The 22,736-nt window shown below is 30.5% G+C and carries 17 protein-coding genes and 1 pseudogene; 8 read left to right on the plus strand and 10 right to left on the minus strand.

Annotated features, from left to right (window positions below):
• The 5 genes and pseudogenes from ABWO04_RS02495 to ABWO04_RS02515 form a co-directional block, all read right to left on the minus strand.
• Nucleotides 1–200: pseudogene (locus tag ABWO04_RS02495) on the minus strand (RNA methyltransferase); the annotation flags it as partial.
• Nucleotides 201–310: 110 nt separating this feature from the next.
• Entirely contained in the window at nucleotides 311–1,081 is a 771-nt protein-coding gene (locus ABWO04_RS02500) for a hypothetical protein (RefSeq protein ID WP_353077015.1), read from the minus strand.
• A 44-nt stretch (nucleotides 1,082–1,125) separates the two neighbouring features.
• The gene (locus ABWO04_RS02505) at nucleotides 1,126–2,439 is read right to left on the minus strand and encodes an amidohydrolase family protein (RefSeq protein WP_353077017.1); all 1,314 of its coding nucleotides are present in this window, start codon (nucleotides 2,437–2,439) and stop codon (nucleotides 1,126–1,128) included.
• 81 nt (nucleotides 2,440–2,520) lie between these two features.
• Nucleotides 2,521–5,544 carry an amidohydrolase family protein gene (locus ABWO04_RS02510; protein WP_353077019.1) on the minus strand — a complete coding sequence of 1,008 codons (3,024 nt, stop codon included), beginning with the start codon at nucleotides 5,542–5,544 and terminating at the stop codon, nucleotides 2,521–2,523.
• Nucleotides 5,545–5,645: 101 nt separating this feature from the next.
• Complete coding sequence (locus ABWO04_RS02515; RefSeq protein WP_353077021.1) at nucleotides 5,646–7,439, minus strand: T9SS type B sorting domain-containing protein; 1,794 nt, start codon at nucleotides 7,437–7,439, stop codon at nucleotides 5,646–5,648.
• A gap of 126 nt (nucleotides 7,440–7,565) precedes the next feature.
• On the opposite strand from ABWO04_RS02515, the gene ABWO04_RS02520 reads away from it, so the two are divergent.
• From ABWO04_RS02520 to ABWO04_RS02540, 5 genes are read left to right on the plus strand one after another with little or no spacing between them, the layout of a single operon-like run.
• Complete coding sequence (locus ABWO04_RS02520) at nucleotides 7,566–8,549, plus strand: GNAT family N-acetyltransferase (protein ID WP_353077023.1); 984 nt, start codon at nucleotides 7,566–7,568, stop codon at nucleotides 8,547–8,549.
• A complete protein-coding gene (locus tag ABWO04_RS02525; RefSeq protein WP_353077024.1) occupies nucleotides 8,546–9,625 on the plus strand; it encodes a DegT/DnrJ/EryC1/StrS family aminotransferase in 1,080 nt (359 codons plus the stop codon). The genes ABWO04_RS02520 and ABWO04_RS02525 overlap by 4 nt, the downstream gene beginning before the upstream one ends.
• A 51-nt stretch (nucleotides 9,626–9,676) precedes the next feature.
• The gene (locus tag ABWO04_RS02530; protein WP_353077026.1) at nucleotides 9,677–10,894 is read left to right on the plus strand and encodes an O-antigen translocase; all 1,218 of its coding nucleotides are present in this window, start codon (nucleotides 9,677–9,679) and stop codon (nucleotides 10,892–10,894) included.
• Nucleotides 10,891–11,598 carry a glycosyltransferase gene (locus ABWO04_RS02535; RefSeq protein ID WP_353077028.1) on the plus strand — a complete coding sequence of 236 codons (708 nt, stop codon included), beginning with the start codon at nucleotides 10,891–10,893 and terminating at the stop codon, nucleotides 11,596–11,598. The genes ABWO04_RS02530 and ABWO04_RS02535 overlap by 4 nt, the downstream gene beginning before the upstream one ends.
• Nucleotide 11,599: 1 nt before the next feature.
• A complete protein-coding gene (locus tag ABWO04_RS02540) occupies nucleotides 11,600–12,925 on the plus strand; it encodes a glycosyltransferase family protein (RefSeq protein ID WP_353077029.1) in 1,326 nt (441 codons plus the stop codon).
• On the opposite strand, the gene ABWO04_RS02545 is transcribed toward ABWO04_RS02540, so the two are convergent.
• The 4 genes from ABWO04_RS02545 to ABWO04_RS02560 all read right to left on the minus strand — a co-directional run bounded on the left by ABWO04_RS02545 (nucleotide 12,882) and on the right by ABWO04_RS02560 (nucleotide 18,899).
• A complete protein-coding gene (locus tag ABWO04_RS02545) occupies nucleotides 12,882–14,027 on the minus strand; it encodes a glycosyltransferase (RefSeq protein WP_353077031.1) in 1,146 nt (381 codons plus the stop codon). The two genes, ABWO04_RS02540 and ABWO04_RS02545, sit on opposite strands and share 44 nt — an antisense overlap.
• 94 nt (nucleotides 14,028–14,121) lie before the next feature.
• Nucleotides 14,122–16,584 (minus strand): endopeptidase La, encoded by a 2,463-nt coding sequence (lon, locus tag ABWO04_RS02550; RefSeq protein WP_353077033.1) that lies wholly within the window; start codon nucleotides 16,582–16,584, stop codon nucleotides 14,122–14,124.
• Between the two features lie 146 nt (nucleotides 16,585–16,730).
• Nucleotides 16,731–18,026, minus strand: a complete 1,296-nt coding sequence (locus ABWO04_RS02555) for an MFS transporter (protein ID WP_353077051.1) — start codon at nucleotides 18,024–18,026, stop codon at nucleotides 16,731–16,733.
• A gap of 57 nt (nucleotides 18,027–18,083) precedes the next feature.
• Entirely contained in the window at nucleotides 18,084–18,899 is an 816-nt protein-coding gene (locus ABWO04_RS02560) for a M48 family metallopeptidase (RefSeq protein WP_353077034.1), read from the minus strand.
• 97 nt (nucleotides 18,900–18,996) lie between these two features.
• Here ABWO04_RS02560 and ABWO04_RS02565 point away from each other — a divergent pair, with 97 nt between their 5' ends.
• Genes ABWO04_RS02565 through ABWO04_RS02575 form a run of 3 tightly spaced genes read left to right on the plus strand, consistent with a single transcriptional unit; the run spans nucleotide 18,997 to nucleotide 21,760 of the window.
• Nucleotides 18,997–19,860, plus strand: coding sequence for an alpha/beta fold hydrolase (locus ABWO04_RS02565; protein ID WP_353077035.1), 864 nt, complete (start codon nucleotides 18,997–18,999; stop codon nucleotides 19,858–19,860).
• A gap of 55 nt (nucleotides 19,861–19,915) precedes the next feature.
• The gene (locus ABWO04_RS02570) at nucleotides 19,916–20,764 is read left to right on the plus strand and encodes a transketolase (RefSeq protein WP_353077037.1); all 849 of its coding nucleotides are present in this window, start codon (nucleotides 19,916–19,918) and stop codon (nucleotides 20,762–20,764) included.
• 42 nt (nucleotides 20,765–20,806) lie between these two features.
• Nucleotides 20,807–21,760 (plus strand): transketolase family protein, encoded by a 954-nt coding sequence (locus ABWO04_RS02575; RefSeq protein ID WP_353077039.1) that lies wholly within the window; start codon nucleotides 20,807–20,809, stop codon nucleotides 21,758–21,760.
• Between the two features lie 72 nt (nucleotides 21,761–21,832).
• On the opposite strand, the gene ABWO04_RS02580 is transcribed toward ABWO04_RS02575, so the two are convergent.
• Nucleotides 21,833–22,696: a bestrophin family protein gene (locus ABWO04_RS02580; RefSeq protein ID WP_353077041.1), complete on the minus strand. Its 864-nt coding sequence runs from the start codon at nucleotides 22,694–22,696 to the stop codon at nucleotides 21,833–21,835.
• Nucleotides 22,697–22,736: the final 40 nt, after the last annotated feature.

Here is a 22,736-nt window from a genome sequence, read left to right on the forward strand (position 1 = left end):
ATTTTCAGATTTTCAGATTTTCCAGATAATTCTGGACAAAAAAGTAATGTTTCTATTTCATAGCCGCCTTTTAAAGCCAATTCAATTTCACGTTGTCCTTCAATAATAAACGTTCCCGATTGTTTTCGTGCTTTGGCTTTGTCTTGCAATAAAACTAAGTTTTTGACAAACGGATTTTGAATGGACGTGATTTGTTTCATTTTAGTGACTAAGTTGCTGAATATCTATGTTACAAAGTTATCCTTTTTAGGGATAAAAACAAAGTCGCAAAACGAATGGCTTTGCGACTTTGAAATTATTAATTTGTGATTTAGTTTTTGTATTCTTTTTTCTCTTTTTTGAGGTAAATTTCAATAACTCCATTTTTCCCTTTATCACCATATTTTTCAAATGCGTTTTTATCTTTAATTACATTTATTGAATCTACTTTATTAGGATTTAGGTTTTTTATAAAATCTTCGTCTACTTCTTTTCCATCTAATATTATCAATGGTTTTATTTTTTCTTTTCTATTTTCGGTTTCAGAATAACAGTCCGTAATTATATCTATTCCTTCAATGAAACTTTCAGAATAATACTTTTCATCAACAGGATATTGTGGTTTTTTATCTTTGATTATTTTGACATAATAATATACTTTATTATTATCATTTATTCCCCAATATTCAGAACAACCTTTTGAAGTCCAAGTGTTTAAATTGTCGTATTTTTTTAATACTTCTTCTGCTTTTAATAATTTCAAATCAATATAATTTCCATTAGGAAGATAACCTTTAAATTCTTTTGTTAAATGAATTTTAGCAATTACATTAGTTTTTACATCATATTTTTGAAAAATGACACCAGGGTATAATTCGCTATTATATCCAATTCTATTTTCAAATCTTCCATCTAAAACAAATCCATCAGAGCACAAATTCATTTCTTCTACGCTAATTTTTTTTATTTTTGGATCTATTTCTTTTAAAAAATCAATTGTCAAATCACACAATTTAAAATTTGAAAGTTTAATCGTATCTGATATTTGAGAATTAGAATTTAAAGTAGATATTAAAAGTAAAATTGCAAATGTTTTTTTCATTTTTTAATTATAAAAACTTGTAAATTATTACAAATAAAAATTATTTAGTTTTTTACTTCCGATTTAGAACCCTCTCTTTCAAACTTATCTTTATATCTTTCGTATAATTCGGTTTGATGACTTTCTAAACTAATTTGTCTTCCATCAATAAAAGCGTGAGACAATTTATTGGTTTTCATATCTAATGCATCACCTTCTGAAATAAATAGGGTAGCGCTTTTTCCGGCTTCTAAGGTTCCGTATTTGGCATCAATTCCTAAAATTTTAGCAGTGTTTGATGTAATTAATTTTAGCGCTTCTTCTTTATTCATTCCCCAAGCGGCACAAGTACCGGCATAAAACGGTATGTTTCTTGTTTGCATACGTTCCATTTCTCCCGCGTTTTCTAATCCAACTACGATTCCTTTTTCATTTAATAGTTTCGCAATTTTGTACGGTAAATTCACATCTTCATCTTCAGAATTGGGAACGTCGTGCACTCTTCTCAATAAAACAGAAACATTATTTTCTTTTAATAAATCGGCAATTTTATGTGCATTATAACCACCAATAATTACCAATTTTTTAATATTATTTTTCTTTTTGAATAAGATTATATCCGTAATTTCTTTTTCACCATTTGCATTTACAAACAACGTTTTTTCTCCGCTTTGTAACCCATTCATCGCATCATACGGAATGTCTTTTGTTTTTTTATCTGAATTTAAATAATTAAACGCATTGTCAAAAAACTGTTGAATGCCTTTGGTTTGCTCGTCATATTTTTTGTTCGATTCAATCCCGCCTGGTTCTGCCCACCATCCTAATCGTGCATAGCTATTAGGCCAACGCATATGAATTCCGTCATTTTCTTTTATCACTGCGTCTTCCCAATTCCACGCATCAAATTGAACCACAGAAGAAGTTCCAGAAATTCTTCCACCACGAGGTGTAATTTGGGCTAAAAGCACACCGTTTGGTCGAGCTGATTCGGTTAGTTTCGATTCGGCATTATAGGCAATTAAACTTCTAATATGTGGATTGAATTCACCAATTTCACTTTCGTCATCTGAGGCACGAACGGCATCAATTTCAACTAATCCTAAAGTAGAATTTGGTGCAATAAATCCAGGATAAATATGCTTTCCATCTGCTTGTATCAAAATATCGTGTTTGGCAATTTTAGTTATCGTTGCATCTGAAACGGAAGCAATTTTTCCATCTACAATTGAAATTAAACTATTTTCTTGAATTTTTCCGTTACCTAAATGCGCCGTTCCACCCATTATTAAAATCGATTTTGTTTGCTTTGGCGCTGGTGTTTGTTGTGCAAAACTAATTAAAGTAGTTAGTGCTAAAATGTATGTTAGTTTTCTCATTTTATATTAATTTTTTATAACACAGATTTTTGAAATTATTTTAATCTGTGAAATCTGTGTTGAAAAATAGTGTAATACTTATTAATTATTGTATTTAGCATGAAATTGTCTGCATTTTTCACCAAGGGTATCACAGTGGTAATGTCCGCTCGATTTTTTCTTAGGTTCTTGTGTTTTTAAGCCTTTGTTTTTAGCGTCTAACATTAAATTAATTAATTCGTTTCTTTCTTTTTGAACCGTTTCGTTTTTTGCTTTTTCTTGGTCTAAATCAAAGAAAATAATTCCATCCACAACTGTTTTTTCAACTGTAGCATAAATGGTTAATGGATTGTCTGACCAAAGTACCACATCGGCATCTTTACCTATTTTAATACTTCCAACTTTGTCATCAACTTGCAATAATTTAGCAGGATTTAATGTTACAAAATTCCAAGCTGCTTCTTCCGTTACACCACCATATTTTAATGTTTTTGCCGCTTCTTGATTCAATCTTCTTGACATTTCAGCATCATCAGAATTAATTGAAACCGTTACACCTACATTATTCATAAGTGCTGCATTATAGGGTATAGCATCATTTACTTCATATTTATAACCCCACCAATCTGCGAAAGTAGAACCACCAACACCGTGTTTAGCCATTTTATCTGCCACTTTATAGCCTTCTAATATATGTGTAAAGGTTTGAATTTTAAAGTTGTATTTTTCGGCTACTTTTAACAACATATTTATTTCCGATTGTACGTAAGAGTGACAAGTAATGAAACGTTTCTTGTTTAAAATTTGACTTAATGTTTCTAATTCAATATCAAAACGAGGTGCAATTTTACTTTTGTTTGTATTGTATGCATCCCATTCTTTTTTATAAGCAAGTGCTCGTGAAAAATAATCTTCATAAACTTGTTCTACACCCATTCTGGATTGAGGGAAACGCAGTCTTTCAATATCGCCCCAATTGGATTGTTTTACATTTTCACCCAAAGCAAATTTGATGTATTTAGGAGCGTCTTTAACTAACATCTCATCTGGATTGTATCCCCATTTTAATTTTACAAATGCAGCTCTACCACCAATCGGATTGGCAGATCCGTGTAATAAATTTGCAGAAGTTACTCCACCAGCTAAATTTCTATAGATGTTTATATCTTCAGAATTTACTACATCTTCAATAGTTACTTCAGCAGATGAATTTTGACCTCCTTCATTTACCCCATTTGAAATGGCAATATGCGAGTGTTCATCAATAATTCCAGCGGTTAAATGTTTTCCAGTTGCATCAATCACTTTTCCTTTTTGAGGTAAGTTTTTGCCAATTTTAATGATTTTTCCGTTTTCAATTAAGACATCGGTTTCTTTTAAAATACCTTCTTTTTCACCTGTCCAAACTGTAGCATTTTTAAATAATATCGTTTCTTGTTTTGGTTTTGTACTATTACCGAAAGCGATATTTGGGAAAGTAATTGGATAAAAAACACGCGTTTTTTTCTCGTCTTTTTTCTCAGCTATAATATCTTTTTTTACTTCAGTTGTTTCTGTTTTTTTAACTGCAGACCAAGAAACTTCTTTTCCGTTTTCTAAAATGGCTTTTCCAGATAATTCGGTGTCTGATTTTAATCCAGATATTCTAATAAATTTCGAATCAATAGTATCTTTACTTTTAATAACTAAGGTAATCCAAGGATCGTTATACGTTACTTTCGTTCCGAATTCTGTTTTGTTTTGCGATATTTTTGCTTCAATTTTACCAATTTCACCTTCAATTGATAAGTCGTATTTATTTGAATCGATAGTCAATTCATATTTTCCTCTAATGTCAGAAGGTTGTATTTTTTCAATAATGTTTCTATTTCCTTGAATCCAATTTTCTTGAATGCTACTTTTTGATTCGAAAATATCACCACTTACAATTATAAAATTCGCTAAATTTCCTTTCTTTAAAGTTCCAATATTGTTTTGATTGGCAATTTTAGCTGGTATTTCCGTTAAGGCTGCTAAGGCTTTTTCTTTTGGAAATCCATATTCTACTGCTTTTCTTAAATTGGTTAAAAAGTCTTTTGGATTTTTTAAATCAGCTGTAGTTAAAGCAAAATTCACATTGTTCTCTGCTAAAACTTTTAAATTATAGGGTGCTTGATTCCAAAATTTCATATCAGACAACACTACTTGTTCTGCAAGAAACGAGTCGGAAACATCATAAGCATCAGGGAAATTTATTGGAACAATTAGTGTTGCATTTGTTTTTTTAATTTCTTCAATACGTTCTAATTCATTTCCACTTCCTTTAATAACGTAATTTATTCCAAATTCATCACCTATTTTATCTGCTCTTAGGATATTTAATTTATCGCCAGCATTAAATATTTGAACTAAATTTTTATTTTGATTAAATACATCTAATGAAATATCTTTCGTTTTTGAACCTCCTGCAGCATACCATTTTGCATCGTGATACAATTGTTTTATCAATGCCATACTTCCCATTAAAGAAGAAGGGTAAGCTTGTCCAGAAAGTGAACTTTTTTTGAAAGTAAGGTGTTGCGATATTTTATTATTTAAAATACGAAATCCATTCGTGTCTTTATCGTTTAATGTCCATAATAAACCTGTTCCGGCTACAATTCCGTCATTATTAAAACTTAAAACCGTTCCAAATCCAGTTTCTCTTAATTCTTTTGCGGCTTTTTCATCGTAATTTAGGTTTTCATACGCATTAAAATCGGCTCTAATGTGGTCATTCCAATAATACCCATTTCTTTCAGTATCATACTGAGGAGACCTTGAATTTCCCGATTTTCTTTGCGGTTTTTGAATACCAAATTCGGTATACAAATCAATAAATGAGGGATAAATTGTTTTGCCAGTCGCATCTATTATTGTCGCTTCTTTAGGAATTGAAATTTGAGTACCAATTTCTAAAATTTTATCTCCATCAAGGAGCATAGTAGCATTTTCAATTTTAACAGATGACGAAGTATAAATTGTTGCATTTTTTACTGCAATCGGGTTTTTGAAGGTTTGCTTTACGCCATCATTTTTTGGAAAATAATTTTGACTGAAACCACAATTAATAGCCAATACTGCTATTAAGACATTAAATATTCGCATAGTTTTTGTTTTTTGTTGGCTAAAAATATAAAATATATTTGAGATTATTAATTTTAAATAAGTAATAATTTAATTTTTAAGGATTGTCTAACTAAAGTTGATTATCTTCTCAAATACAAATAACCATTTATAGGTTTTGGATAATCTGGGTCATTAAGATATAAAATGTAATAATATGTTCCACTTGCAGCTTCATTATTTCCCATTGTATTTTCCGAATATCCGTTCCAATCTGGTTTATTGTTGTTTCCAGTCCACAATAATCTTCCCCAGCGGTTATAAATTTCCAATTTAAAATTTATAAAAATATCTCGTAATCCTTCAATAAAAAAGAAATCATTTTGCCCATCATTATCTGGCGATACGGCATTATAAACTATTGGTTCGCAATTTTTTGTTAGTAAATCAAATGAAGTTAAACTATAACAACCAATTTGTGGATCATCAATTCTTACCCAAATGGTTTTCGGAGTTTGTATTGCTTCAAAATTATTAAAAAACAGTATTTGATTCGTAAAATTTAAAGCATCTATTTCTGAATTATAAAAGGTGCTTAGATGCCCAGTATTAGTTTTTACACTTCCTTCATAGTCAGAAAAGTCGAAAATACCTTTTGTGAATCCTAAATTACAACTCACAATATCATCAAGCGGATTGAAATTTGGAGAAGCTAAAAGTTGAATGGGTAATGAAAACAAATTATTTGTATCTGATATTTCATTTACAATGCCGTTTCCGTTTCCAGTATCGTCAACATTAGCAATTAAATTAAACTGCAATGGAATATTTGCTGGAATTGTTACTGTAATAGTTCCTGTTTCTAATCCGTCAATTGGAATAACGTTTTGCGTAGAAGCGGATCCAATTACGACATTATCAGCGTAAAAAGTAATAGGTGTATTTGCAGGTAAACTGGCAGTAGAATTGTTGTTTGTTATGGTGTAATTAATTTGAAGTTGTCTTACATTACAACTTAAAGCTGGTGCTGGAAAGGTAATTCGAGCATCTGGTAACTGGCTGTTTAATTTTGTTACAATAGCATTAATCATTACATAATCTTGACCTGAAGTTAATTGAATTAACGCGGAAGTATCTCCGATATTGATATTGTTTTGGATGTTGTAAATATCCAAATCCATATTGTATAATTGATTGGAATTGGTAGTAGAATTCGTACCGTTAAAAGCATTATTGGCAGGGTTTAAAGGCGGATTACTGATTATATTTCCATTAATTCGCAATGTTTCATTTACTTGAATTCCAGAATCGCCTTCCCAAGCTAAAAAACCAATTTTCGCATCCACATTATCAATTACGTTTAACGCATTAAGTGTAACATTTAGATTGTTTTGTAATTGCGATACCACTTGCAACCCATCGTAAATATTTAACTGATTTAAGGGTAATGATAGGTTTTTATATACTACAATTAATGCCCAACCTGCAAAATTAGTACTATTTTGCGCGTGAAGCGGGACGAAACTACTCACATCTAAATCTGAAAGAGTATAGGTGCCATTTCCGGTAGATTGTACTTGTGAGGTAACATTCGCAAATGCACTAAAATAATTAAACGATTGACCTTGAGTTAATATATTTGAAAAAGTTCTGGTAGCAAGTACATCTGTACCATTTAATTTGACGTTAAAATCGCCAGTTCCACAGCCTGCCCAATATAAATAGGCGCTTTCAATAATGTCATTGGCGCCAAGAGCTAATGTGGCCGAAGATGTTGTTAAAACTGCCGGAGCGGTTTGAAATGAATTTTCAACAGGATTTAATGTGTTTCCCACAAAAGTAAAGTCGTATCTTCCATTAAATTGGCTAAATAAACCAATATTTTGAGAAAATGAAAATTGTAAGAAAAACATAAAAAACGCAAGTGATTTTTTCATCAATAGGTTTTAAAATTTAATATTTATGCTGAATAATTTTACCAAAGTAATAAATTTTACTAATTTCCCCAAAGATTTATGAAGCCAAATTGTTATTTTTCATAATTAGAACACTCAAAATCAATAATGAATACGTTTAAAATAATAAAATATACTTCCGAATATTATAATTTATGGAATGACTTTGTAGCAGATGCAAAAAATGCTACATTTTTGTTTCATCGAGATTTTATGGAATACCATTCGGATAGATTTGAAGATTATTCGTTGCTTATTTTTGATGAAAAGGAAAACCTAAAAGCACTTTTTCCTGCAAATAGAATTGAAAACGACCTTTTTTCGCATCAAGGTTTAACTTATGGCGGACTAATTTTAGATGAAAAAAGCAAACTTTCTGAAATAATTCATTTAAACTATAATTTATTTCAATATTTATTTGAAGCTGGATTTAATAAAGTACAATTAAAAATAATTCCTCCAATTTATAATTCCTTCCCATCGGACGAAATGGAGTACATTTCATTTTTATTACAAGCCAAGCTTATTCGAAGAGATGCCATAGCTATTTTGGAATTAGCAAATAAAATTGTGCCTTCTCGTGTTCGTAAAAGAGGCATAGAAACAGGCGAAAAACAACAATTAAAAATTGTAGAAGAAACCTCTTTTGATTTATTTTGGGAAAAACTATTAATTCCGAATTTATATACCAAATACAATTCAAAACCCATACATACTGTGGAAGAAATGACTTATTTAAAGTCTAAATTCCCTAAATTAATTAGACAATTTAACGTGTATTTTGAAAATGAAATTATAGGTGGCGTAACTGTTTTTATTACAAAAAATGTAATTCATCCTCAGTATATCTCAGGAAACAAAGCATTTAACACCAAACTAGGTGGTTTGGATTTTTTATACAATCATTTAATTCAAAACGTATTCTCAAATGATAAATATTTTGATTTTGGAATTTCTAATGAAAATAATGGATTACAACTGAGAGAAAGTTTACATTATTGGAAAGAATCCTTTGGTGCAAGAACAATTGTTCAAAATTTTTATGAAATTGAGACTAAAAATTACGAAAAATTAAATCAGGTATTGATATGATAAAATTCCTAGATTTACATAAATTAAATAAGCCTTTTGAAGCTCATTTTTTAGCTAAAACCAAAGCGTTTTTAGATAACGGTTGGTATATTTTAGGTGATGAAGTAAAACAATTTGAAGCAAGTTTTGCCAAATTTTCTGAGTCGAAACATTGTATTGGCGTAGGAAATGGGTTAGACGCTTTAGTACTTATTTTAAGAGCTCATATTCAATTAGGGAATATACAAAAAGGTGATGAAGTGATAGTTCCTGCAAACACCTATATAGCTTCTGTTTTGGCAATTTTACAAGCCGATTTAATTCCTGTTTTTGTGGAACCAAATATTGAAACGTTTAATATCGATCCCAATTTAATTGAAGAAAAAATCACTTCAAAAACAAAAGCTATTTTAGTGGTTCATTTATATGGACAATTGGCTGAAATGGATAAAATTAATGCTATTTGTGCGTCTCACAATTTACTTGTTATTGAAGATGCTGCTCAAGCGCATGGATTAACTTTTAATGGTAATCACATGAGAGCTTTTAGCTTTTATCCTGGAAAAAATTTAGGTGCTTTAGGCGATGGTGGTGCCATTACAACCAACGATGATGCATTAGCAGAAATTTTATTTTCTTTACGAAATTATGGCTCAAATAAGAAATACTATAACGATTTTATTGGAGTAAATTCAAGATTAGACGAATTACAAGCCGCATTTTTAAACATAAAGTTGTCCAATTTAAATACTGAAAATCAGGAACGAAAAAAAATAGCAAAACGTTATTTATCTGAAATAAAAAACAATAAAATACAATTGCCAATTTGCAATAATTTTAATGATCACGTTTTTCATCTATTTGTAATTCGTACAGAAAGCAGAGATACGTTACAAGAATATTTATATGCAAACGGTATAGAAACAGTAATTCATTATCCAATTCCGCCTCACAAACAAAAAGCATTGCAAGAATTTAATCATTTAAGTTTACCAATTACAGAAAAAATTCATCAAGAAGTGCTGAGTTTACCAATGAGTTCCGTGTTGTCAGATGAAGAAATTACGCATATTATTGCTACTTTAAATTCGTATTAATTGTCTGAAATTAAAAAAATAATACAACAACCTCTATTCAAAATTACTTCTTTGAATAGTATTCATATATTGTTGAAATTGATTTTTGGTTTCATTACTTCAAAAGCGTTAGCCCTTTTTGTTGGTGCAAACGGAATGGCCTATGTAGGAAATTTCAGAGCCTTTTTAAATGTATTGGAAAATTTTTCTTTACTTGGAATTCAGAATGCCGTTGTGAAATATGTTTCTGAATTTCAGAATGATAAATCTAAATTGAAATCGGTTTTAGCTACTTTTGGATTGTTACTTTTAACTTCTTCTATTGCAATTAGTTTGTTTTTAATTTTAGGAGCTGATTATTTATCCAAACAAATTTTTAATCACTCAGAAATATATAGTTTCGTGTTTTACAGTATAGCAGTTGTATTTCCATTATATGTGTTTTCAACGTTTTGTATTTCAGTAGTTAACGGTTTTCAGGAATATAAAAATGTTATTTATATTCAGATTATTTCAAGTGCAATTGCTTTGATTTTTTCAGTATTTTTTATCTATTATTATTCCACAATTGGCGCATTAGTTTCATTAATTTTCGCACCAATTTTTGTTTTTTTTGTTAGTCTTTTTTATCTAAAGAAACATATCTGTTTTTGGGATGTTTTATCTATTGAATTTTTCGATTTTAAGATTGTGAAAAATTTGTCTGAATATGTCTTAATGGCACTTATTTCTGGAGTAATTGGTTCTTTTGTATTATTGGAAATCCGAACTGATATTGTTGCCATTACAGGTTTACAACAAGCAGGTATTTACGAAGGATTACAACGCATTTCGTCTTATTATTTATTATTTGTTTCTTCTATAATGGCGATTTATTTTTATCCAAAATTAACAGAAACGAATTCAAATAGTAAAGAGATTGTTTTGCACTATTTAAAAACGATTATTCCACTTTTCACAATTGGTTTAGTTATTATTTATTTTTTGAGAAAATTAATTATTCAGGCTTTGTTTTCTTCGGAATTTGAATCTATGGAATCGTTATTTTTATGGCAATTAATTGGCGATGTGTTAAAAGCTACTTCACTTATTTTTGGAACCTTACTAATAGCAAAAAAGCAGACCAAAGTTTTTATAATTACGGAAATAATTTCTTTGTGTATTATGTATTTTTCTTCAAATCACATGTTGCATTCCTTCGGAATTAACGGAATTGTTCAGGCGTATGCCTTTACATATTTGATTTATTTAGTGGTTTTAGTTATTTACTTTAGAAAACAATTAAGATGAAAATAACGATAATAATTCCGTTTTATAACGAAGAAAAACGAATCGAAATTGAACGTTTTCATCAGATTTTTAATAACTATTTACAATATGATTTTATTTTAGTTGATGATGGAAGTACTGACAATACAAGTGTTATTTTAGACGAATTCAAAAATAAATTTCCAAACTTAACTATTTTAAAATTAGATAAAAATGTTGGAAAAGCAGAAGCCATTCGTGCGGCTGTTTTATCTATTTCTAATGCCGATTTTATTGTGTATTACGATGCTGATTTGGCTACTCCTTTTTCAGAATTGGAAAAATTAATCCAGTTTTCTACATTACATCAAAACTACAAAATAGTTATGGGTGCAAGAATTAAACTAATTGGAAACGGAGTAAAAAGATCTTTAACAAGACATTATTTTGGTCGGATTTTCGCCACAATTGTGAGTCAATTTGTACTAAAAGTAGCGGTTTACGATACGCAATGTGGTGCTAAAGTTATTGATTTTGAGATAGCTAAGCTAATTTTTTCGAAACCTTTTCTTTCAAAATGGTTATTTGATGTGGAATTATTGAAACGCTTGCAAAAGATTCATAATTTAAAAGAAGTGGTGAAAGAAATTCCATTGGAAAATTGGACAGAAATAGGAAATTCGAAAATTAAAGTTATAGATTTTTTCAAAATTCCATTTGAACTTCTTAAAATTTATTCAATATAAAATGAAGCAACATTTACTAAATAACAAATACATTTATTTGTTGATTTTTTTCCTTTTTTCGGCAAAATTACTTTTCTACTTTGGATACAATTCTTTTTCTGAAGCTCCTGACAGTTGGGCGTTTAATCATTTTGTAACAGAATTACTAAATGATAACTTTAACGATTATGTAGGAGAAAGAACACCGGGTTATCCGTATTTGATGTATTTGTTAAATCATGATAAAATGTTGGTGGTTTTAGTACAAATGCTAATGGGAATTATTACTGCCGTATTTTGGTTTAAAACAGTACTGAAATTAGAAATACCTGAAAAGATTTCGTTTTATTGCACGTTATTTTTTGCGTTATACCTTCAGAATTTTTTCTTTGAAACGTTTATTTTAGCGGAAACATTTATGCTGCTTTTAAATTCGATTATTCTATATATTTTATTGAACAATTATTTCGAAAAAAAGCAAATTCTTGTTGAAATTTGTATGAGTGTACTACTTGCTATTTTAATTTTAGTAAAGCCATTTTTTCTTTTTTATCCGTTTTTAATTTATGCATTGTATCTAATAAAAAATCCTTCTTTTAAAAAAGTAATTTCTGTCAAACTAATAATTTTTATTTTACCAGCTTACGCTTATTTTTCCTGGTGTAGTTTTGTAGAAGAAAAAACGGGTTACTTTGAACCTACGGCTTATTTTGGTTTAAATTTAGCTCAAAATTGCCTCTTTTTTGCCGAAAAAGGTCCAAAAGAATTTGATTTTATAGCTAATCCATATGTAAAATATCGAGAGGAAATGCTGCAAAAAGGTGAAGATGCTTCTATGGCGGTTTGGAAAGTATGGGGTGGACAACATTTGGCACCAAAATACACAAAATTTGCCGATGTAACACATCAATTTGGCGATTATGCAAAAGCCACAATTGCTTCAAATTTCGGTGATTATTTATATTATTCGATTACAAATTCTTGGTTTGATTTTTGGAAGGTTTTTGATATGAAGCCCTACATGAGTTTTAAAGAAAATACGTTTAATACATTCGTTACAGTTATCAATACTATTCAGATGGTAGTACTTTTAATTTTGAAATTTATTTTCTTGATTTTAAGTTTTTACTATACATTTCTCTTTATTAAAAATAAGAAAGTAACTCAAGTAATGATTCTTTTAGCATTTATTCACGCAGCAGCTATTTTACAAGCACTTGTAGTTTATGGCACCAATGCAAAATACGCTTTCCCGTATGAATTTTTTATGGTAGTTGTGGTTGTTTTGTTTTTGAAGGAAAAACTTAATTGGCCTTCCAAAGCGTCAAATATTTCTCCGCTTGAGTAATATAATGGTGCTCTTTTTGTATAAAATTAATAGCGTTTTTACCAATTCGATTCATTTCAGAAGGGTTTTCAATCAAATATGATAATTTTTGAACTAAATAATTTACATCGGGCAATGCATTTATTGCTACTTCATCTTCTTGTAAATGATAATGATTTAAAAATTCAGTTTCAGCACCAGTAAACACTACTTTTCCTTTAGCCATAGCTTCTAAAGCATTAAAACCTTGATCAAAACCATACACTTGATCTAAAATAATATGTGCATTTTCAAAATGTTTTTGATATGCTGTATAAGGTATATCTGTTGTGATTTTAACTTCAATCAAATTAGGGTATTTTTCTTGAATAATTACTAACGCTTTTTGAAAAAAAGAAACACCTTTAGTGAAAGAATTTCCTGAATTTATCCCCAAAAAAATAGAAATTTTTCTAGAAATTGTAGCTTCACTACTTTCAGTTGTATCGATATTTATAGGATTTGCAATCATACCTAAATACTTTTCATTTCCAATTAGCGGTGTAACATAATCTAAATCAGACGAAATAACACCAGAACTTTTTTTGTATAAAAATTGATGGATTTTTTGATGTGATTTGGTTAAAAAATCAAAATAGTAGTCATATTGTTTTTTAGCTTCAGGAATACCTTCAAAATAAGGATTCATTACAGAATATCTGTCCTTTTGTTGAAGCATATGAGATACGGTCATATAATCTATACCACAACTCATTAAGAAAACTTTTTTATTTTGCTTGAAAATACGTTTCAGTAAAAATAATTCTAATTTAGAAGTAGTTTGAATTGGTCTTTCATTAATTAACTGAACGACATCAAAATTTTTCAGTTTTTTGGAAATCCACAAAAATCTAACGCCGTGTTCTAATAATGCCAAATCATATTTGAAAATTCTTACACAAATTTGTCTTGGAATATTGCCTAATTTCGATTTAAAAAAAGCCGCTCGAATACTTATATCTGCAGGATAGTTTTTAAAGCCATCGCCATTATTCACTAAAACAACTTCGTGACCTAACGCCAAAAGTCCTTCTTTTAATGAATTGTGTAACCGACTAAATTCTCCTACAAGTAGTATTTTCATTGTTTTATTTTAATATTTCAAATATAAAGAAAAAACCTATATGTTTTATTTCATATAGGTTTTAGTCTGTTTTGTGAATATCCGAAAATCTAATTTACTTTTTAAAATCAAAAGTAATAGCATTTTTTACCTTTTCTTTCAAAATAGCTATGTCAATTACTTCTTTCATCGTATCCACGTAATGAAAAGTTAAGCCGGCTAAATAATCGGCTTTAATTTCTTCAATATCACGTTTGTTTTCTTTACACAAAATTATTTCTTTAATATTAGCACGTTTCGCAGCTAATATTTTTTCCTTAATTCCGCCAACAGGTAAGACTTTTCCACGTAAAGTAATTTCTCCTGTCATAGCAATATTTTTCTTAATTCTACTTTGTGTAAAACTGGATACCATTGAAGTTAACATCGCAATACCGGCACTTGGTCCGTCTTTTGGAGTAGCACCTTCAGGTACGTGAATGTGAATGTTATATTGGTTTAAAATTTCAGGTTCAATATTCAATTGTTTGGCATTTGCTTTAATGTATTCTAACGCAATTGTAACCGATTCTTTCATAACCGTTCCTAAGTTTCCAGTCATGGTCATCGCGCCTTTTCCTTTAGAAACTAACGATTCAATAAATAAAATATCACCACCAACAGAAGTCCAAGCTAAACCTGTAACTACACCAGCTGTATCGTTATTTTCATATTTATCACGTTCCATTCTTGGCGATTTTAGTACTTCAAGAATATCAGCATCTGTTACTTTTATATTATAGTCTTCTTCCATAGCCACAGATTTTGCAGCATATCGAACCATTTGAGCTATTGTTTTATCTAAACCACGAACACCAGATTCACGTGTATAACCCGTTACGATTTTTTCTAATTGTTTTTTACCAATTTGTAAATCTTTTGTAGTTAATCCGTGTTCCTTTAATTGTTTGGGTAACAAGAAGTTTTTCGCAATTTCAATTTTTTCTTCAATGGTATAACCCGACATATTTATGATTTCCATTCGGTCTCTTAACGCAGGTTGAATGGTTGATAAACTGTTTGATGTTGCTATGAACATAACTTTTGAAAGGTCGTAACCTAGTTCTAAGAAATTATCATGGAAGTCGCTATTTTGTTCTGGATCTAAAACTTCTAATAGGGCAGAAGAAGGGTCGCCGTTATGACTTGAAGATAACTTGTCAATTTCATCTAAAACAAAAACAGGATTTGATGTTTTTGCTTTTTTTATAGATTGAATAATTCTACCTGGCATTGCTCCGATATAAGTTTTACGATGTCCGCGAATTTCTGCTTCGTCACGTAATCCACCTAATGAAATTCGAACATATTCTCTTCCTAATGCTTCAGCTACCGATTTTCCAATGGATGTTTTACCTACACCAGGAGGTCCGTATAAACATAGAATTGGCGATTTCATATCGTTTCGCAATTTCAAAACTGCTAAATGTTCAACGATGCGTTTTTTTACATCTTCTAAACCAAAATGATCTCGGTCTAAAATTTGTTGTGCTTTTTTTAGGTCAAATTTATCTTTAGAAAATTCGTTCCAAGGCAATTCTAAAAATAATTCTAAATAATTGCGTTGTATTCCAAAATCTGGCGAATTTGGATTGGTTCTTTGTAATTTATAAATTTCTTTATCAAAATGTTCTGCGGTTTTTGCATCCCATTTTTTACTTTTTCCTTTGTTACGCATTTCTTCAATTTCAGCATCGTGCGAAACGCCACCCAATTCTTCCTGAATGGTTTTCATTTGTTGCTGTAAGAAATATTCGCGTTGTTGTTGGTCTAAATCAAATCGAACTTTAGATTGAATGTCATTTTTTAACTCCAATTTCTGAAGTTCTAAATTCATATAACGCAAGGTTTCTAAAGCGCGCTCTTTCAAATCTACTATTCCTAATAAATATTGCTTATCCGAAACATTTAAATTCATATTTGAAGACACAAAATTGATTAAAAACGGATTGCTTTCGATATTTTTAATAGCAAAAGTCGCCTCTGAAGGAATGTTTGGACTTTCTTTTATGATTTCAATGGCTAAATCCTTTATCGATTCAATTATTGTAGAAAACTCTTCATCTTTTTTCTTTGGACGTACTTCATTTACTTCTTTAATAGTAGCTTTGAAATACGGATCAGTTTGAGTGAATTCGTCAATTTCGAAACGCTTTTTTCCTTGAAGTATAATGGTTGTATTTCCGTCAGGCATTTTTAATACACGCATGATTCGGGCAACAGTTCCCACATGATGTATTTCATCTGAAGTTGGATCTTCATCAGCTTCATTTTTTTGAGCAACTACTCCAATAATTTTACCGGCAGCATTGGCATCGTTTATTAATTTTATCGATTTATCTCGTCCAGCTGTAATAGGGATTACTACTCCAGGAAACAAAACGGTGTTTCTTAAGGGTAAAATAGGTAAATCTGCAGGTAATTTTTCATTATTCATTTCCTCCTCATCTTCCGGAGTCATTAATGGAATTAATTCTGCTTCTGAGTCTAATTCTTGAAGCGACAAATTGTCAATCGCTACTATTTTATGGTTTGGCATATCTATTTATAAGTCATTTTGTCATTAAAAATGGGACGTAAATTTACAACTATTTTTTTTAATCAACGTAAGTCTCAATAAAAACAAGTAGTACAGATTATTTTACATTTTTAGTAGTCAAGATGTATGCCATAAAAAAATAGAAATTATTTATTTTCAATTTTTAAAGTTCTAAAAAGTAAAATAACACCAATCACAAAAAACAGCACAAGAAATAAAATGGCATTTCGCATACTTCCTGTTATTTGGTTGATGCTTCCGTAAAGAATCATACCAATTACAATTCCAATTTTTTCAGCTACATCATAAAAACTAAAAAACGAAGTTGTATCTTCTGTTTCGGGCATTAATTTTGAAAAAGTTGAGCGTGAAAGCGATTGTATTCCCCCCATAACTAAACCTACAATTCCTGCAACCAAGTAAAACTGTATGGGTTTTGTAACAAAAAAAGCACCGATACAAATAAATATCCAAACCGAATTAATGCCAATCAACGTTCTAATATTTCCAAATTTTAACGCCAATTTAGAGGTTAATATAGCGCCTAAAACCGCCACCAATTGAATCATTAGTATACTTACAATTAAACCTTTTCTTTTTTCGTCAGCTGTACCCCAATTTATTTCTTGTTCTCCAAAATAAGTGGCAACAAGCATAACAGTTTGTACCGCCATGCTGTAAACAAAAAAGGCAATTAAAAAACGTTTTAAAGTAGCGTCTTTAAAAAATAATTTTTGAACTTTCTTTAGTTCGTTATATCCATTAAGGACTACCGAAAAAGTTAGTTGATGCTTATTTTTATTTCCTTTTGGTAAATAATGAAAAGTATATTGACTAAATACAATCCACCAAATTCCAGTGAAAACAAATGATAATTTCATAGCATGTATCGCTTCTTCATCTGTTCTTTCAATAATTAAATACAGACAAATAACAAGTAAAATAACACTTCCAATATATCCTAATGAAAAACCTTTAGCACTTAATTTATCGTGTTGTTCTGTAAAAGCGATATCTGATAAATACGAATTATAAAATACCAAACTTCCCCAAAAACCAACCAATCCAAAATAAAAACAACACATACCAAAAACTATGTTTTCTTTGGTAAACCAATATAATCCAATACAAGAGGCAGCACCTAAGTAACAAAAAAACTGCATAAATCGTTTTTTGTTTCCTAAATAATCTGCAATTCCTGATAAAATAGGAGATAAAACAGCAACTGTTAAAAAGGCAAAAGCTGTAGTAAAGAAAACCAGTGATGTAGCTTTAATTGATGTTCCAAATAATTCAATATTTGGATTTTCTTTCGTGAATAAAAACCCAAAATATAATGGAAAAATAGAAGATGATATCACCAACGAATATACAGAATTTGCCCAATCATAAAATGCCCATGCGTTTAATAATTTACTATTTCCTTTTTCAAATTTTTGCATCATATAAAAAATAAAAATCCCGATTAATATCGGGACTAATATAAGATAATATTTTTACTATTTAAAAGTAACGCCAAATTTAGCGGCTTCTGCTTTTGCTTGAGGAAGTAATGCGGTTAATTCATCAATTCTTGTTTGGTTACTTGGGTGTGTACTTAAAAATTCCGGTGGTGCTTTTCCTTCAGATTGCGCCGACATTCTTTCCCATACCTTTACTGCATTAATAGGATCGTATCCGGCAATAGCCATAAGTGTCAATCCAATCATATCGGCTTCGCTTTCATGTGCTCTACTAAAAGGCAACATACCACCCACAGTTGAAGCTGCACCATAAGCCTGCATGGCTTCATTTTGATATTTTGGTAAATATTTTTCGGCGGCTAAAGCGGTTCCAATGGCTCCAAATTGTTGGATTAAACCGGCACTCATTCTTTGTTGCCCGTGATTGGCTAATGCATGTGCAACTTCGTGTCCCATTACAGCTGCTATTCCAGCATCGTCTTTACAAACTGGTAAAATTCCAGTGTAAAAAACAATTTTACCACCAGGCATACACCAGGCATTTACTTCTTTACTTTCTACTAAATTATACTCCCATTTGTAATCGTTTAAATAATCAGAATATCCATTAGCAGTTAAGTAGCGTTCTGAAGCTGCTTTAATTTTCATTCCAATAGTTTCAATTCGTTTGGCATCTGAAGTTCCTTTCAAAACTTTATTTTCAGACAAAAACTGATTGTATTGTTGAAAAGCAGCTGGGAAAATATCACTATTTTTTTTAAAAGCCATTGTGCTTTTTCCTGTAAACGGATTTTTTGCACAAGAAACTACAAGAATTCCTGTTACGATAAGTGATTTTAGAAGTATTTTCATGATTAAAAATTTGGTATAACAAAGTTATTCTATTTTTTGTTTATTTCAAAAATCATACCATACTATAATTGATTACTTTTGCATAAAAATATGACAGATGCCAAATAAAAAATCTTCAACAACAACTCAAGTTCCTAAATTTATAGTTTTAATTGGGCGTTTTTTGTATCGAATTTCTCCAAATTTAGCTGAGAAATTTGCTCGAAAATTATTTATTACGCCCATAAAACATAAAATTCCGAAAAGAGAGTTTCAAATGGAAGCTACTTCGCAACAAACCAAATTATTTGTTCCAACAATTAATAAAGAAATTGTGGTCTATGCTTATGGAAATTCGAGTAAAAAAATACTTTTGGTTCATGGTTGGTCGGGTAGAGGAACCCAATTGGTTAAAATTGCTGATACTTTAATAGAAAACGGGTATTCTATAATTAGCTTTGATGCACCTGCCCACGGAAAATCAGGTACAAAAACTACATTAATGCTCGAGTTTATCGAATCGATTTTAGAGGTAGAAAAAGTATACGGTCCATTTGAATATGCTGTTGGGCATTCATTAGGAGGGATGTCTATTTTAAATGCTGTAAAAAAAGGATTGCAAGTAAAAAAAGCGGTAGTAATTGGTAGTGGAAATAGCGTTATTAACATTGTGAACACCTTTATTGAAAAAATTGGTTTACCAAATGATGTAGCTATTTTAATGAAAAATAATTTTGAGAAAAAATACCATTTTGAAATGGAAAGTTTTTCGGCATACGTAGCAGCTAAAGATGTGAATATTCCAGTTTTAGTTATTCATGACACTGATGATGAAGATATACCGGTTTCAGAGGCCTATCATTTAGCGGAACACCTTTCTTATAAAGAATTGCTAATTACAAATCAATTAGGGCATAGAAAAATATTAGGTGATTCAAAAGTGATTCAAAAAATTGTTGAATTCTTATTGATAAAAAAATAAAATCTCATTAGTATAAACAGATTATTAAATTTATTTTTGCAAAAAACTTTTTACAATGACACAACAAATTTCTAATTTAGAACAATTTACACAACAAGTTCGAAGAGATATTCTGAGAATGGTTCATGCAGTTAATTCAGGTCATCCAGGTGGTTCTTTAGGCTGTGCAGAGTTCTTGGTAGCCCTGTATCAACACGTAATGAAAAGAAACGAAGGATTTGATATGAATGGCGTTAATGAAGATCTTTTCTTTTTATCAAACGGACACATTTCTCCAGTATTTTATAGTGTTTTAGCACGAAGCGGTTATTTTTCAGTATCGGAATTGGCAACTTTCCGAAAATTGAACACACGTTTGCAAGGACACCCAACTACACACGAAGGTTTAGAAGGTATTCGTATGGCTTCAGGATCATTAGGGCAAGGTTTGTCAGTTGCCATTGGAGCGGCTCAAGCAAAAAAACTAAATAAAGATTCGAATTTAGTGTATGTTTTAACTGGTGATGGAGAGTTGCAAGAAGGTCAAAATTGGGAAGCAATTATGTATGCATCTGCAAAAAATGTAGACAACTTAATTGCAACTGTTGATTTAAATGGGCAACAAATTGATGGTTCTACTACTGATGTTTTAAATATGGGTAATGTAAAAGCTAAATTTGAAGCGTTTGATTGGGATGTGTTAGAAATTACTGAAGGAAATTCTATTGAAGCCATAATAAACGGAATGGCAGATGCAAAATCTCGTACAGGAAAAGGAAAGCCAGTTTGTGTGTTATTACATACAGAAATGGGTAATGGAGTAGATTTTATGATGCATACACACGCTTGGCACGGTAAAGCACCAAGTAATGAACAATTAGAAAATGCGTTAAACCAAAATCCAGCCACTTTAGGAGATTATTAATAATGCTTTGTGCTTAATGCCTTATGCTTATAGCTTAAAAATATGAAAAAATACGAAAACACAGGAAGTAAAGATACCCGTTCAGGATTTGGAGCAGGAATGACCGAATTAGGACAAAAAAACGAAAATGTTGTAGCGCTTTGTGCCGATTTAATTGGTTCGTTAAAGTTTGACGATTTCAAGAAAAATCATCCAGAGCGTTTTTTCCAAATCGGAATTGCAGAAGCCAATATGATTGGAATTGCCGCGGGTTTAACTATTGGAGGAAAAATTCCTTTTACAGGAACTTTTGCTAACTTTTCTACTGGAAGAGTGTATGACCAAATTCGTCAATCGGTAGCTTATTCAGATAAAAATGTTAAAATTTGTGCTTCACACGCGGGTTTAACTTTAGGTGAAGATGGAGCTACGCATCAAATTTTAGAAGATATTGGTTTAATGAAAATGTTGCCTGGAATGACAGTTATCAATACATGCGATTACAACCAAACAAAAGCTGCGACTTTGGCATTAGCAGATCATCATGGTCCTGCATATTTACGTTTTGGACGTCCTGTTGTGCCTAATTTTATGCCTTCAGATGAGCCTTTCGTAATTGGAAAAGCCATTTTGTTAAATGAAGGAACAGATGTAACGATTATCGCAACAGGACATTTGGTTTGGGAAGCTTTAATCGCTGCTGAAGAATTAGAAAAACAAGGTGTTTCTGCAGAGGTAATCAATATTCACACTATAAAACCTTTAGATGAAGCAGCTATTTTAAAATCGGTTGCTAAAACAGGTTGTGTAGTTACGGCTGAAGAACACAATATTTTAGGTGGTTTAGGAGAAAGTGTTGCCAGAACGCTTAGTTTAAATACGCCAACTCCTCAGGAATTTGTAGCAACAAATGATACGTTTGGAGAAAGTGGTACACCAGAACAATTAATGGAAAAATACGGATTAAATAGTAAAGCCATTATTGAGAAATCATTAAAAGTGATGGCAAGAAAATAATATTCTTTTATAATTAAAAAATATCCCGTTCCGATCAATTTCGAAACGGGATTTTTTGTTTTATTCTATAGGTTATAAAATTTCTTCCACATGTTTTTTAATGTTACTTGCTATTTTTGCAGTGGGTAAATCGTTTTCATCACCGCCAAAAGGATCTTCAATTTCTTCGGCAATTAATTCTAAACTTGCCAAGACATAAAAAATAAAAACTACTACAGGAATAATGTAATAGCCTAAGGTAAAAACATATCCAAAAGGTAATGTCATTACATAAAAGAAAATAAATTTTTTAATAAATGCGCTATACGAATAAGGAATGGGTGTGTTTTTTATTCGTTCACAAGCACCACAAACATCGGTAAAAGATTGTATTTCTGAATTTAATATAATTAATTGATTTCCAGATATTTTATTAGATTTATATAAATCATTAATTTTACTATAAATCATCTTAGCTACTTGGTTGGGTTTGTGCTTGTTTTGGTCTATTTCGAGGTCTAATCCTTCAAATAATACCTTACCAACTTCTTCATTACTTAAATGTTTCGCTAATATTGAAGCGTAACTTGGAATCACTTTTCTAAAATAATTTTTATCGGATTCACTTTCCAAAATAGCGGCTAACTTAATGGCTAAATTTCTGGAATTATTTACCAAACTTCCCCATAATTTTCTTCCTTCCCACCATCTATCATATGCAGTATTAGTTCGGTAGGCCAAAAGCAATGATAACACAAATCCAACAGTTGTATGTAATATAGAAATATTCTTAACGTGACTATTTTCTTTTAATTTGAAATAATGTATTTCGAAATAACAGATGGCACCAGAATACACGCCAATTAAAATCATCAATGGAATTAATTGACGAAAGGTATCCGATTTATGAAATCGAAAAATAAAAGTGATCCAGTCTTTTGGGTTATATTGTACCATTGTTTAATGCTTTAAATAAAATTATTATATCTATTTTCTA

This window comes from Flavobacterium sp., assembly GCF_040382755.1.
In the GTDB taxonomy this organism is placed as follows: domain Bacteria; phylum Bacteroidota; class Bacteroidia; order Flavobacteriales; family Flavobacteriaceae; genus Flavobacterium.